Annotated in this window: 11 protein-coding genes; 7 read left to right on the top strand and 4 right to left on the bottom strand. The window is 59.2% G+C overall.

Annotation, left to right across the window (positions count from 1 at the left end; genetic code table 11):
* Positions 1-106: 106 nt before the first annotated feature.
* The gene (locus tag ACR0MJ_RS11370; RefSeq protein ID WP_480761013.1) at positions 107-1,114 is read left to right on the top strand and encodes a DMT family transporter; all 1,008 of its coding nucleotides are present in this window, start codon (positions 107-109) and stop codon (positions 1,112-1,114) included.
* Here ACR0MJ_RS11370 and ACR0MJ_RS11365 read toward each other — a convergent pair.
* Positions 1,039-1,617, bottom strand: coding sequence for a DUF1285 domain-containing protein (locus tag ACR0MJ_RS11365; RefSeq protein ID WP_255611964.1), 579 nt, complete (start codon positions 1,615-1,617; stop codon positions 1,039-1,041). The genes ACR0MJ_RS11370 and ACR0MJ_RS11365 overlap by 76 nt on opposite strands.
* Positions 1,618-1,681: 64 nt before the next feature.
* Here ACR0MJ_RS11365 and ACR0MJ_RS11360 point away from each other — a divergent pair, with 64 nt between their 5' ends.
* From ACR0MJ_RS11360 to ACR0MJ_RS11335, 6 genes are all read left to right on the top strand, one after another.
* Positions 1,682-2,689, top strand: coding sequence for an AAA family ATPase (locus ACR0MJ_RS11360; RefSeq protein WP_480761011.1), 1,008 nt, complete (start codon positions 1,682-1,684; stop codon positions 2,687-2,689).
* The gene (locus tag ACR0MJ_RS11355; RefSeq protein ID WP_480761010.1) at positions 2,686-3,561 is read left to right on the top strand and encodes a DUF58 domain-containing protein; all 876 of its coding nucleotides are present in this window, start codon (positions 2,686-2,688) and stop codon (positions 3,559-3,561) included. The genes ACR0MJ_RS11360 and ACR0MJ_RS11355 overlap by 4 nt, the downstream gene beginning before the upstream one ends.
* The gene (locus tag ACR0MJ_RS11350; RefSeq protein ID WP_480761008.1) at positions 3,558-6,320 is read left to right on the top strand and encodes a DUF4159 domain-containing protein; all 2,763 of its coding nucleotides are present in this window, start codon (positions 3,558-3,560) and stop codon (positions 6,318-6,320) included. Before ACR0MJ_RS11355 ends, ACR0MJ_RS11350 begins: the two co-directional genes overlap by 4 nt.
* Positions 6,317-8,359 (top strand): hypothetical protein, encoded by a 2,043-nt coding sequence (locus tag ACR0MJ_RS11345; RefSeq protein WP_170515214.1) that lies wholly within the window; start codon positions 6,317-6,319, stop codon positions 8,357-8,359. Before ACR0MJ_RS11350 ends, ACR0MJ_RS11345 begins: the two co-directional genes overlap by 4 nt.
* 67 nt (positions 8,360-8,426) lie before the next feature.
* A complete protein-coding gene (locus ACR0MJ_RS11340; protein WP_480761007.1) occupies positions 8,427-10,640 on the top strand; it encodes a response regulator in 2,214 nt (737 codons plus the stop codon).
* Between the two features lie 9 nt (positions 10,641-10,649).
* Positions 10,650-11,111, top strand: coding sequence for a VOC family protein (locus tag ACR0MJ_RS11335; protein ID WP_170408569.1), 462 nt, complete (start codon positions 10,650-10,652; stop codon positions 11,109-11,111).
* On the opposite strand, the gene yaaA is transcribed toward ACR0MJ_RS11335, so the two are convergent.
* The 3 genes from yaaA to ACR0MJ_RS11320 all read right to left on the bottom strand — a co-directional run bounded on the left by yaaA (position 11,102) and on the right by ACR0MJ_RS11320 (position 14,311).
* Positions 11,102-11,872 carry a peroxide stress protein YaaA gene (gene yaaA / locus ACR0MJ_RS11330; protein ID WP_170515204.1) on the bottom strand — a complete coding sequence of 257 codons (771 nt, stop codon included), beginning with the start codon at positions 11,870-11,872 and terminating at the stop codon, positions 11,102-11,104. The genes ACR0MJ_RS11335 and yaaA overlap by 10 nt on opposite strands.
* A 33-nt stretch (positions 11,873-11,905) precedes the next feature.
* Complete coding sequence (gene recQ / locus ACR0MJ_RS11325; RefSeq protein ID WP_480761004.1) at positions 11,906-13,945, bottom strand: DNA helicase RecQ; 2,040 nt, start codon at positions 13,943-13,945, stop codon at positions 11,906-11,908.
* Between the two features lie 78 nt (positions 13,946-14,023).
* On the bottom strand, positions 14,024-14,311 hold the full coding sequence (locus ACR0MJ_RS11320) for a YggT family protein (RefSeq protein WP_170394943.1): 288 nt from the start codon (positions 14,309-14,311) through the stop codon (positions 14,024-14,026).
* Between the last annotated feature and the right edge of the window lie 104 nt (positions 14,312-14,415).

The raw sequence follows: 14,415 nt of genomic DNA, 5'->3' as shown, positions 1-14,415 counted from the left end.
TTGTCGAAAATCGGCCAGATAAAGGCTTCCGAATCAGGGACCATCAGGCTCGAGCGGTATCCCGTTGCGAGGGCCGCGCCAACAATAAGGTCTGATCACGATGGCCATGAGCCCTGAACCCGCGCGCGGGACCGCTATAGCTGTATCTGACGGTCGACAGACCGCGTTCACCGGAAATACGCTGGCGGTGGCTTCGATGCTGACGTGGGCGGCGGGTTTCCCGGCGGCTGAGATCCTATTGCAAAGCTGGCCACCTATCGCCCTGTTCGCAGCACGGATGTCTCTTGCGGTGTTGGTCATGGTACCAATCTGGCTGATTCTGGACGGACCGGCTCAGGTATTACGCGCCCGTTGGGGCCATGCCCTCCTGGTTGGAGGTTTGGGGCTAGGGTCGGGGATGTTCCTGATCCTTGTGGCGCAGAAGCTGACCGACCCAGTTACCGTTGCCATTATCGCCTCGTGTGCGCCTTTGATCGCTACGATCATGGAGCTTGTGGCGGGAACGCGGCGATTGCGCTGGAGCTTTGCGCAGGGATTGGTGATTTCAATCATTGGCGGCCTGATTGCCACCAGCGCGGTGGCACCGGCACAATTAGGACTGGGCGCGATGTGCGCAGTTGTGTCTACCGCGCTGTTCTGTTGGGCCAGCATGGCCACTGCGCGCGACTTCCCCGAGCTTAGCCAGTTGGGCCGTAGCACCATTACCTTGGTCGGAGGATTGTCGACCGCAGCCATTCTGGTGCCGTTAGCCGGATTGCTGGGGCTAGAGGTCATGCCTACACGCCCCGTAGATGTGGCGCAGATGGGTATGTTGGTGTTCTACGCACTGTTCTCACTGGGCCTGAGCCAATTTTTCTTCATAGCATCAGTGGGAAAACTAGGGGTCGCCCTGGCGTCATTCCACATCAATATCGCGCCATTTTATGTGATGGTGATCATGATGGCGCTGGGCGAGGACTGGAACTGGACCCGCGCGCTGGGCGCGTCGCTGGTGGCGCTTGCGGTCGTGCTGGCGCAGGACCGCAAACCGCGACCGGTTCAATCCTCTAGCACATCGGATGCGATCAGTGGGAAAAACTGGCCGTCCGACCAGACACCAAACCAACCGTCGTGATGTCTGGCGATCTCGACCAACCGGTAAAAGCTCTTGCGATCAATGCGCGCCTCAAGATTCGCGCGCACCAATATGTAGGGTGAGGGCTCATCAGTTTCCGTATTTAGGACAATGCGTATCGGGTGATCGGGCCCGGCGATGGCTGTATCGCCCACTTGCGTCGTAAAAGTCAGACGTTGGGCTTCGCCTTGTCCCTCATGCTCAAAATCAACGGCAACAAACGGCGCATCCTCGACGGTGATTCCCACCTTTTCAGCGGGAGTGACGAGAAAGTACCTACCCTCTTCTTTCTTAAGAATTGAGGAAAATAGCTTAACAAGCTCGACCCTGTTGATCGGTGACCCTAGATAACTCCAAGTACCATCTTTGGCGATCCGAATGTCCAGATCGCCACAAAACGGAGGATTCCATAGGTGAACGGGCGGCAAACCCCGCGTTTTGGCCGCTTTGACCGAAGCCGCCAGACCGTCTGGTGAAGGGGTCACGGGTTTTTGTCCGCTCATTGCTTTTGCCATTTCCTCTCAGCGCGATACACTTCAATCATAACAGTCCACGGAAGGGAACCTCATGTCCGAACCTGCCGACCTCGTGTCCGAGATCGAAGCGCTGGAAAACAAGCTGCAAGAGGCCAAATCCTCGATCACCCGCCGCTTTATCGGGCAGGAGAAGGTTGTGGACCTGACCCTGACCGCGCTTTTGTGCGGCGGTCACGCGCTGCTGATCGGTCTGCCGGGGCTGGGCAAGACGCGGTTGGTCGAGACGCTTTCGACCGTGATGGGCCTGCATGGCAACCGCATCCAGTTCACGCCGGACCTGATGCCTGCTGATATTCTGGGCTCGGAAGTGCTGGATACTGCCGAAGATGGCAGCCGCCATTTCCGGTTCATCTCCGGCCCGATTTTCTGTGAGTTGCTGATGGCGGATGAGATCAACCGTGCCAGTCCCCGGACTCAATCGGCACTGTTGCAGGCGATGCAAGAGCGTACGGTGACAGTCGCGGGCGAAGACCGCGAATTGGGCGTACCGTTCCATGTGCTGGCAACGCAGAACCCGATTGAGCAGGAAGGGACCTATCCATTGCCCGAAGCTCAACTGGACCGGTTTCTAGTGCAGGTCGACGTGGAATATCCGGATCGCCAGACCGAGCGTGATATTCTGCTGGCTACCACGGGTGTTGAGGAAGCCGAGGCGCATCAGATTTTCACCAAAGAAGAATTGCTGGCCGCACAGGTTCTGTTGCGCCGGATGCCTGTAGGAGAGTCGGTTGTCGAACTGATCCTCGATCTGGTCCGCGCCTTCCGCCCGGATGAGGCAGGTGTGTCAGAGCGGGTGAAGGAATCTGTTGCCTGGGGTCCCGGACCGCGCGCTGCGCAGGCTCTGATGATGACCGTGCGCGCAAATGCGATGCTGGAAGGCCGTTTGGCCCCCAATGCCGAGGATGTTCTGACCATGGCGCGTCCGGTTCTCAGCCACCGTATGGCGTTGAACTTCGCGGCGCGGGCACGTGGTGACAGCCTCTCTGACCTGATTGAGTCCACCGCTACTGGGCTGGTCCGAACTGAGGCCGCGGCGTGAGCGCCGCCCAGACCCTACGCGAACGCTCCGAGGCCGAGGCGTCCCGGTTGCCGCCGTTATTGGCGCGTGCCGAGCATCTGGCCGGAACCGTGTTATTGGGCGATCACGGGCGGAGACGCTCGGGTCTGGGGGATGATTTCTGGCAGTACCGCCCTGCGCAGATTGGCGACAGTCGCCGGTTGATCGACCATCGCCGTTCGGCCCGTGGTGATCAGCAGTTTGTACGTGAGCGCGAATGGCAGATTGCACAGTCGATCATGCTTTGGGTCGATCAGGGCGCGTCGATGCGGTTTGCTTCGGACAAGAACTTGCAGACCAAGGCCGATCGTGCGCGCCTGCTGGGGCTGTCGACCGCTATCCTGCTTGTGCGTGGCGGCGAGCGCGTTGGTCTGACTGGCACGAGGCTGCCCCCGCGCAGGGGGAATGCTCAGATCATTCGGCTGGCCCAAGCCTGGTCTGAAGATGCGCAAACCGATTACGCGCCACCCGAACACCGCGCCATGATCCCGCATGCGCGTGCGGTATTTATTTCGGATTTTCTTGGGCCGCTGGACGAGGTCGAGCTGGCCCTTACCAAAGCCGCTGACCGGGGCGTGCGCGGCGTGTTGCTGCAGGTTCTGGACCCCAGCGAGGAGTCCTTTCCCTATTCGGGACGTACCATTTTTGAAAGTGTTGGTGGCACCGCTCGACATGAAACCTTGAAGGCCGCTGATTTGCGCGATCGTTATCTGGATCGCTTAGCGGCGCGCAAGGATGCGCTGACCCACCTGTGCCGCGCGACTGGCTGGCAGATGGGGCTCCATCACACTGATGACAGCGCTCAATCGGCTCTGTTGTGGCTTTATCGCGCCATGGATGGGGGTGCGCAATGACGGTTCTTGCAGGAATCGGATTTACCGCGCCTTGGGTGCTGCTGGGTCTTCTGACCCTTCCGATTTTGTGGTTGATCCTGCGTGCCGTCCCACCTGCACCGATCCGACGTCTTTTCCCGGCGGTCACCTTGCTGCTGGGATTGAAGGATGATGAAAGCGTTTCGGACCGTACACCATGGTGGTTGCTGCTACTGCGGATGCTGGCAGCCGCAGCGATCATCATCGGGCTGGCAGGGCCGGTGCTGAACCCCTCACGCGATGAGACCGGATCCGGGCCGCTTCTGCTGGTGCTGGATGCAAGCTGGGGGGGCGCGACACGTTGGTCCTCGACACTTGATCAGATTGATGCGCAATTGACGGAAGCCGGGCGGGCGGGTCGTCCTGTGTCGATCTTGCGTCTGACTGAGCCTGAGGCACCTGTGTTTCAGGCCGCCGAGGCGTGGCGTGGTCGTCTGCCGGGCCTTACACCGATGCCGTGGCAGCCAACCGAAGCGCAGATTGACCAAATTCTGATCGCGTTGGGACAGGTCGAAGGTGGCTTCGACACCCATTGGTTCAGCGACCGTCTGTCCTATGTCGGCCATGATCGTTTGACTTCTGCCCTGCAGGCGCGTGGGGACGTGATTGTCTACCAATCCTCTGCACCTGTCACCGCGATCTTGCCCGCCACCTATCAGGACGGCGCAATCCGACTCAGCGTACAGCGCGCTAATCCAGGACCAGAGGAAAGAGTCACCGTTCTTGCGCAAGGGCGCGACCCGGCAGGAGCAATGCGGGTGCTGCAATCGACCAATCTTGAGTTCGAAAACGGCTCTACGCAGGCGGAAATTGATCTTGCGCTTCCATCGGAACTGCGCGCACGCATTACACGGTTCGAGATTCAAGGCCAGCGCTCTGCCGGTGCCATTACACTGACAGATGACAGCCTGCGTCGGCGCGAAGTGGCATTGATCGCAGGTACCCTGAACCGCGAAGGGTTAGAGTTACTGTCGCCGCTTCACTACCTGACACAGGTGCTGATTCCGACCGCTGATTTTGTCGAAGGCGGCCTGGCCGAGGTTCTCCCCGCGAACCCGGATGTGATCGTATTGGCGGATGTGGCCAAGCTGTCCGAGTCGGAACAGGCTGAAGTCGTCGAATGGGTTGAACAGGGCGGCCTACTGCTGCGCTTTGCCGGCCCACGCATGGCCGCCAGCGATCTGGGGCGCGATACTGAGGATGCACTGTTGCCGGTTCGACTTCGTAGCGGTGGCCGCTCGGTCGGCGGCGCCATGAGCTGGGGTGAAGCGAAGGGGCTTGCTCCGTTCACTGAAAACTCGCCGTTCTATGGGTTGGAGATTCCTGCGGACGTCTCTGTGACCACTCAGGTCATGGCACAACCAGATCCTAATTTGGCGGATCGGGTCATTGCATCACTGTCGGATGGCACACCATTGGTGACCCGAAAACCGCTGGGGCTGGGGCAGGTGGTTCTGTTCCATGTCACGGCTGATGCGGAATGGTCCAGCCTTCCGCTGTCCGGGCTGTTTGTCGAAATGCTCGACCGGCTTGCCGTTGCCTCTGCTGCCAAATCGCGTCAAGAGGCTCAGATGCAGGGCACCGTATGGGAGCCGATTCAAATAATGGATGGCTTCGGTGTTTTGACTGACGCAGGAACGCTGCCCGGTGTCGATGGAGTCGAACTGGTTTCTGGGCAAATCGGGCCGGACCTGCGCCCGGGGCTTTATGAAAACGGCAAGCAGAAACTGGCGCGGAATGTTCTTGCCGAGGATGCTGTACTATCCCCGGTGATCTGGCCGTCTGACGTCCCAATCCGGGGTCAGGAGGTCAGCAATGAGACTCCGTTGGAAGGGCTGTTGCTTGGCCTTGCACTGTTGTTGCTGACAATCGATGTGATTGCGTCTTTGGCGTTGTCGGGGCGCTTGGCCAAGGCAACCCCTGTTGCATTTGCGCTTGCTGCCCTGTTCCTTGCCCCTGAGGTGCGGGCACAGACCCCTGAAGACACCGATTTTGCATTGAACGCGACGCATGAGCTTGTGCTGGCGCATGTACTTACCGGGAATGCTCAGGTCGACGATATCGCGCTGGCCGGGCTGCGCGGGTTGGTGCAGACGCTGCATTTTCGCACTTCGGTCGAACCCGCCGATCCGATTGGCATCGACCTTGAACGTGATGAGCTTGCATTCTTTCCGCTGCTCTATTGGCCTGTTACTCCGGACCAGCCACAGCCCTCGGTTGAAGCCTATGCAAAGCTGAACGCCTATCTGCGTTCGGGCGGGATGATTTTATTTGATACGCGCGACGCCGATATCGCCGGTTTCGGGGCGTCCAGCCCCAATGGGCGCAAGCTGCAACAACTGGCCGCCCCGTTGAATATCCCCTCATTAGAGCCTGTCCCGCGTGATCATGTCCTGACCCGCGCCTTTTATCTGCTGCAGGATTTCCCCGGACGATATTCTGGCACCGAGGTCTGGGTCGAGGCCGCGCCACCCGATGCCGAGCAGATCGAAGGAATGCCCTTCCGAAACCTCAACGATAACGTGACCCCGGTGGTGATCGGCGGTAATGACTGGGCCGGGGCCTGGGCGGTGGATCGCAACGGTCAGTCCCTATTGCCCGTGGGTCGCGGTTATGCCGGAGAACGGCAGCGCGAGTTGGCCAATCGGTTTGGGGTTAATCTGGTGATGCATGTGCTGACCGGGAATTACAAATCCGATCAGGTTCACGTGCCCGCGCTTTTGGACAGGTTGGGACAATGACCGGAACCGTCATCTTTGACCCGCTAATCCCTTGGCCGTTTCTGGCAGCCGTGGCATTGATTGCCATGTCAGGTGTGGTTCTGGCGCTTTGGCGCGGTCTGTCGGGCTGGGCCCTGCGCGGCTTGGCGGCCTTGGTCATCCTCGGGGCGCTTAGCGGTCCTGTCTATCAGGTCGAAGATCGCGCGCCGCTTACCGACATCGTGTTGATGATCGAAGATGAAAGCGCCAGTCAAACCCTATCGGATCGTGCCGAACAGACTGCTCAGGCTGCCAACGACCTCGCGACCGAGATCGAAGCCCGAGAAAATACCGAGCTGCGCCGCATCCAGGTTGGTGACGGCGATGGTGACGAGGGCACGCAGGTCATGGCTGCGCTGAACGCGGCGCTGGCCGAAGAACCCCGTGCGCGGATAGCGGGCATTATCGTGGTGTCAGACGGCATCGTTCATGATGCAGACCTGGCACCCGACCTGCCTGCTCCAATGCATCTGTTGCAGACCGGGCGCGAAGGCGATTGGGATCGGCGCCTGATCGTGCGTAACGCCCCAGCCTTCGCCATTATCGGTGAACCCGTGACCCTGACCCTGCGCGTCGAAGATACTGGCGCTGCGCCTGCTGGAGTTACTAACGCTCCGCTTGAGATTTCCGTCGATGGAGGTGAACCCGAGCAGTTCACCATTCCAATCGGTCTGGAGGTCGAGCTCCCGATCACGCTGCCGCATGGCGGTCGGAACGTCATCCAGTTCACGGTTCCGCAGGCCGAGGGTGAGCTGACTGACCGCAACAACACGGCTCTGATCCAGATGAACGGCGTGCGGGATCGCCTGCGTGTTCTGCTGGTTTCGGGCGAGCCGCATCCGGGCGGGCGTACGTGGCGCAATCTGTTGAAATCCGACAGCTCGGTTGATCTGGTCCATTTCACCATCCTGCGGCCACCGGAAAAGCAGGACGGCGTTCCGGTGGACGAACTCTCATTGATTGCCTTCCCGACGCGAGAGTTGTTTCTGGAGAAGATCAATGATTTCGACCTGATCATCTTTGATCGCTACAAGCGGCGCGGCATCCTGCCTGCGATCTATCTGGACAATGTTGGCGACTATATCGTCAATGGTGGCGCGGTGCTGGTCGCTGCTGGCCCTGATTTTGCCACGGCTGACAGCCTGTACCGATCCCCGCTTGGGCCGGTCCTGCCCGCAAAACCCAGTGCGCGTGTTTACGAGGAACGGTACGTGCCCATGGTCACCGATCTGGGCCAGCGTCATCCGGTTACCGCTGATCTGGGCGATGCTGAGACTTGGGGCGCTTGGCTGCGCCAGATCGATGTCAGCCAGCTGTCCGGCAATATGCTCATGACCGGCGTGGATGATCGTCCGTTGCTGCTGTTGGATCGCGTGGGTGAAGGCCGTGTGGCGCTGATGGCATCAGACCACGCCTGGCTATGGAGCCGCGGCTTTGAGGGCGGTGGCCCGCAGTTGGAACTACTCCGCAGGCTGGCGCATTGGATGATGAAAGAACCCGAGCTTGAGGAAGAGGCGCTGTGGGCCGAAGCGAACGGCCAGTCCATGCGTATTATCCGTCAAACGCTGGAGGATGAGGTTGGCCCGGTCACCGTCACCCTCCCCAACGGCGACACCTTGGAGATTACGCTAAACGAAGTCTCGCCCGGTCGGTTCGAGGCGCAGTACTTCGGCCCTGAAATTGGCCTGTACCGTCTGGAAGAGGGTGCGCATTCTGCCGTGATCGGTCTTGGTCCTGCTGCACCAAAGGAATTCGAGCGCACGATCGCGACCGATGAGATTCTAAGCCCCGTTCTGGCCAGCCTGCGCGGGGGAACGATCCGGTTGGAAGAGGGTCTGCCCTCAATCCGGAATGTCCGTGCGGGCCGACCGGCAGCAGGTCGGGGCTGGATCGGACTGACCCCGCGCGACGCCTATGAAACCCGCGATGTTACACAGGCCGGGTTGCTTCCACCCTGGCTGGTGCTGTTGCTTGCCGGTGGGTTCCTCTTGGCCGGTTGGTTGCGCGAGGGACGTCGCTAACGCTGCTTAAGCACTTTTTCATGCTCTACCGCGATGCTCTGAGCAGATTATCGCGGGAAAACTTTACATGAGTCTTGCTGAGAAACTGGCGCAGGAACGGCGCGCACGACTGGCGGCCGAGCGGTTGTTGCATCTGAAACAGGCCGAGTTGTCTGCTGCCAACCGCAAATTGGGACGCCATGCTATCGCATTGACACGTCAGATCGATGAGACTCAGGCCGAGGTTGCGACGGTTCGCGATGAAAACGAAAAGGTCAAATCCGATCTGACCGTAGCCAATGCCAAGATCGAAGTGGCTGAACGCCGCCTGTGGCATTCGATCCAGACCATCCCTGACGGGTTTGCCTTTTTCGACGGCAACAACACACTGATCGGTGCCAACGCCGCTTACCTAAGCGTTTTCGATGGGCTGGAAGAGGTCGCGCCGGGGATCAGCTACACGCGTATTCTCGAAATTCTGACCCATGAAGGGATCGTGGACATCGGCGCGGAAAATATCGCGGACTGGCAGGCGCGTATGCTTGCACGCTGGGCGCAACCGCACCCCGAACCCGAGGTGATCCAGTTGTGGAACAGCCAATATATCCGGCTGATTGATCAGCGGGGCCACGGCGGTGACGTGCTGAGCCTGGCGTTGAACATCACAGCCTCGGTCCGGCATGAGGCCGAGCTAAACGCTGCACGTGAACGGGCCGAGGCCGCAAACCGCGCCAAATCCGCCTTTCTGGCCAATATGAGCCATGAGATTCGCACGCCGATGAACGGGATCGTCGGTATGACCGAACTGCTGACCGAAACCCCGATGAACGAAGAACAAAGGCTCTATGTAAGCACAATTCGCAATTCGGGCGAGGCTTTGCTGGTCATCATCAACGATGTTCTCGACTATTCCAAGATCGAGGCCGACAAGTTGACGCTGCACCCCGAACAGTTCGATTTGGAGCGCTGTATCCTTGAGGTCGCGATGCTGTTGCAACCCAGCGTACGCGACAAGGGCCTGACCTTGCTGGTGGACTATGACCTGTTCCTGCCGACGCTTTTTGTGGGTGATCCGGGGCGGATTCGGCAGATTCTGACCAACCTTGTCGGCAATGCAGTGAAGTTTACCGCGCAGGGCCATGTCCTTATCCGGGTGACCGGTGTTCCTGACGCGACAACTGAAACCTGCGACATCCACGTGGCCATCGAGGATACGGGTATCGGAATCAAAGCCGACAAGGTCCCGCACATCTTTGGTGAATTCAATCAGGTTGAGGATGCCCAGAACCGCCAATTCGAAGGCACGGGTTTGGGGCTGGCAATCACCAAGCGGCTGATCTCGATGATGGGCGGTGCCGTCTGGGTCGAAAGCGACGCGGGCAAAGGATCTTGCTTTGGTTTCCGTATCACACTGCCCACGGCCGAAGGTCCGCAGCCCGTTCCGCCCGATCTGGCGGGGCAGTTGGGCCAGGTTCTGGTGGTCGAGGATATGGCCGTCAACCGCGCCATTCTGACCAAACAACTGAGCCGCCTTGGGTCTCAGGCGCTCACCCGTTCAACAGGGGCTGAAGCGCTTTCTGCAATGGACAAAACTATTGATCTGGTGCTGTGCGATCACGATCTGCCGGACATGGACGGTCTGGAACTCGCCACAACACTGCGCGACAAAGGATGGGGTGATCTGCCAATTGTGGTGATGTCGGCCAATCCGGGTGTGATTCATGCCGACCCGGCCCATCGCCTGATTGACGGCGTGTTGCAAAAGCCCATTCCTCGCGCCGAGCTGTATTCACGGCTGATGGCGCTGGGTGCTCCTGTATTCAAGTCGGATCGCAGTGACGACCGCGTCGCTGATCCCGAGACTCATGCGCGAGTTCCGCAGAATCAGAGGCTGATGCGGGTTCTGGCAGCCGAGGACAATCGAACCAATCAACTGATCCTTCAAAAGATGACCAAAGATCTGAATATCGATTTGAAATTCGTCTCTAATGGGTTGGAGGCGGTCGAAACCTTCGCCATTTTCGACCCGGACCTGATTTTCATGGATATCTCGATGCCCAAGATGGATGGGAAAGAGGCGACGGGTGAAATCCGGCGGCGCGAGATCGGAACGGATCGACATGTTCCCATAGTGGCCCTGACGGCCCATGCCATGACAGGGGATGATCAGGGCATACTGGCAGCCGGGCTTGATCATTATCTGACCAAACCGTTGCACAAGAAACTGATCCACAAGATGATACTGGAACATCGTCCAGCCGATGCCCAATTGGTCGGTGCAGAAGGTGAAAGTACGGAATAGGATCGATTTATGTCAGATGAGCGCGGTTTTCGCCCCCGGGGATTGGGTGAGATTGCAATTCGCTGCACCGATATGGCGGCAATGGTGTATTTCTATGAGAAGGTGATCGGGTTGCAGCGATTGCAAGGCGACCATAACAGCGCCATCACCTTTTTTCGGATTGCCGAAGGGTTTGGTGGACATACACAGGTGCTGGCCCTGTTTCACCAGTCTGTTGGCTCTGAGCGTGGATCGGGCCAGACTGGCGCGGCAGTGCCAGTAACAGGGGGTGCCTCGGCCCTGCACCATATCGCGCTGTCGCTGCCCTTTGTCGAACAGGATGCTGTCATGCGCTGGTACGACCAGATCGACCAGCCTTATCGGGTCGAGCATTTCGGCTGGATCGGCTGGCGCGGTATCTTCACCCAAGACCCCGAAGGGAACACCGTTGAGCTTGTAGCCTACGACCCTTCACTGCTTGATCAGGCCTGATAGGGGCGAACAAACACAGGTTTGTAGTCGTCAGACAGATCTGCCCTGTATTCATAACCACCGCTGTCGAAATCCAACAGGCCACTGGGATCGGTCAGGCGGTGCTGGATGATGTAGCGTGCCATCGCACCGCGCGCTTTCTTGGCAAAGAAGCTGACGATCTTGGGGGTGCCGCCCTTGTCCTCCATGAAGACCGGGGTCACAACGGGCAGCTTCAGTGCCTTCAGGTCGACCGCGCCGAAGTATTCCTGACTGGCGCAGTTCACCAGAACCTTGCTGTCAGTTTCGGCGGCCTGCGCGTTCAGCACCTTGCTTAGCTGATCGCGCCAATATTCGTACAGGTTTTTTCCGCGTCTGGTTTTCAGTTTACTACCCATCTCAAGCCGGTAGGCCTGTATGGCATCCAGCGGGCGCAATACGCCATAAAGCCCGGACAGAATGCGCAGGTGATCCTGTGCCCAGGCCATTTCGTCAGCATCCAGCGATGCGGCTTCAAGCCCTTGATAGGTATCGCCCGCAAACGCCAGTGCGGCAGGGCGCGTCGTCTCCGCATCGGGCGCGTCCGAGAACATACGATACCGGTCGCGGTTCAGGCGGGCCAAGTCGTCGCTCAGGTCCATCAGTTTTTTCAGATCGCCCAATGTCAGATTGCGTGCGGTCTTCGACAAGCGGATCGCGTCATCCTGAAAATCGGGTTGGGTTAATTCGACGTTTCGTTCTGCCCAATCCAGCCGCTTGGCCGGGGAAATCACTACCAGCATATCCGCCCTCGTTTCTCGCCTGTTCAGGCGTATCTAGCCCGCCTGTTGCAGCACGTCCAGAAACGCCGCGCCAAACCTTTCGTGACGACGGTCACCCAGAACCTGCTCCATCGCTCGTGGATCATCCGGGTGCAGTTGCGCCACTTTCGCCAGTTGCGAGGCCGTACAGCTTAGCGGTTTGTCGATCCCGTCGGGGCCACGCGACAATTGCGATTGAACCTTAAGCAACTGATCGTAAATGTCGCCCTGATTGCGGCCAGCAAGTTTGCGCCTTGCGGGGTGCAGCTCTTCTACCGCGCCGGTCAGCACCTCAAGGAAAGTGGAACCATAGCGTTCCAGTTTCTTTGACCCGATACCGCTGATCCGCGCCATGTCATCCAGATTTGAAGGTCGGGTTTCTGCCATCTCGATTAGGGTGCGATCAGGAAAAATGACATAAGCTGGGACCCGAGCGGCCTCGGCCAGTGCGCGCCGCTTGGCCTTGAGCGCCGAGAGCAGCGGCGCGTCTTCCTCGGACACCATCGCTTTGACAGCGGGTCGTCGGGTGGCTTTGCGGATGGTATCCTTGCGCAGATCGATCAGCGCCTCACCTTTCAGGATGGGTTTGGCGGTTTCTGTCATACGCAGCGCGCCGTGGCGTTCAGGGTCGGGGCGCACCAAATCATGGCCCATCATCTGCCGGAAGATCGCTTGCCATTGCGGGCGCGACCAGTCCTTGCCGATGCCGTAGGTGGACAGATTGTCGTGTCGCCGTGCGCGAATTTTATCGGTCTCGTTGGCAAGCAGAATGTCGATCAGATGACCTGCGCCGAACCATTCCTCGGTGCGTAGAATGGCGGACAGAGCCATGCGGACGGGCGTTGTGCCGTCGAAGACTTCAGGCGGGTTGTCGCAGAGATCGCACTTGCCGCAGGGTTCAGCCTGTTCCCCAAAATACCCCAGCAAGGTCTGGCGGCGGCATTTTAGGGCTTCGGCCAATCCCAGCAGCGCGTTAAGACGCGCATGATCCGCCATGCGCCGTTCAGGTGGGGCCAGCCCTTCGTCGATCTGTGAGCGTCGTAGTCGGATATCGTCAGGCCCGAACAAGGTCAGGGTCTCGGCTGGTCCACCATCGCGCCCGGCGCGACCGATTTCTTGATAATAGGCCTCGATCGATTTCGGCAAATCCGCATGGGCGACCCAGCGGATGTCCGGCTTGTCGATACCCATGCCAAAGGCGACCGTAGCGACGACAATCAGCCCGTCCTCGCGCGCAAAGCGAGCTTCCACGATGCGGCGATCCTCGGCCTCCATCCCGCCGTGATAGTGGCAGGCCGTGTGACCTTCGGCGCGCAGGGCTTGCGCCAGCACCTCGGTCTTGTTGCGGGTCCCGCAATAGACGATGCCGGATTGGGTTTTGCGCGCGGCAGCGAAATCGAGGATCTGTTTGCGCGGTCCATCCTTGGCGGCAAAAGCCAGATGGATATTGGGCCTGTCGAACCCCCGCAGGAACTTGCGCGGCTCAACACCGTCGAACAGTTTTTCGACGATCTCGTCCTGCGTTTCCGCATCCGCTGTCGCGGTGAACGCGGCGAGGGGCACATTCAAAGCGCGCCGCAGCTCTCCGATCCGCAGATAATCAGGGCGGAAATCGTGGCCCCATTGGCTGACACAATGGGCTTCATCCACCGCGATCAGATTGACGTTAATCCTACGCAGCATCCCCAGCGCCGACCCGGCGGCCAGTCGCTCGGGCGCCATGTACAGAAGCTTGAGCCGCCCAGCCTCTAATGCGTCCCACACCGCATCAGTTTCTTCGGGGGTGTTGCCCGAGGTGAGCGCGCCCGCCTCGACACCGGCTTCCTGCAGCCCACGCACCTGATCGCGCATCAAGGCGATCAGCGGAGAGATCACAACAGTCACGCCGTCTCGCAGCAACGCAGGTAATTGGAAACATAAGGACTTGCCCCCACCAGTGGGCATGATCGCCAGCACGTTTTCACCTGCGGTCACGGCGTCGACGATCTCTTCCTGACCGGGGCGGAAGTCGTCGAATCCGAAAACGTCTCGCAACAAGGGTGCGGAGTCGAACATGCGACGGAGGGTCCTGTTTTATGGTTTATCTGCTCTTAAGACAGGACCATCACATACTAAGATTCGGTGAACAAGAGGTCAGTAGAAATAGACCGCGTTGTTGATCAGGATGATCCGCAACGCATAGACCCCGATCAGCACCACCAGAGGGGTCAGATCCAGACCGCCCATGGCGGGCAGAATGCGGCGAATGGGGCCGTAGATCGGCTCTAACAAACGGTTCAGTCCGTACCAGATTTGCGCCACCAGTTGCTGGTGCAGGTTCAGCACCTGGAAGTTGATCAGCCAGCTCATGATCACATGGGCAAGGATGATGAACCAGACAATGTCCAGGATCAGCAGAAGGATTTGGATCAGCGACAGCATGGGCACTCCGTTCGTCAATTGCCCTGAGACCTAAGCGTCACAGCCGCAAAGAGCAAGTGCGCCCCAACAGAACGCTTGCGAATTGACCCAAAGCCCCGTCTTAT

The organism is Ruegeria sp. C6, from assembly GCF_056537625.1.
This window is presented reverse-complemented; position numbering and strand designations above follow the sequence as displayed.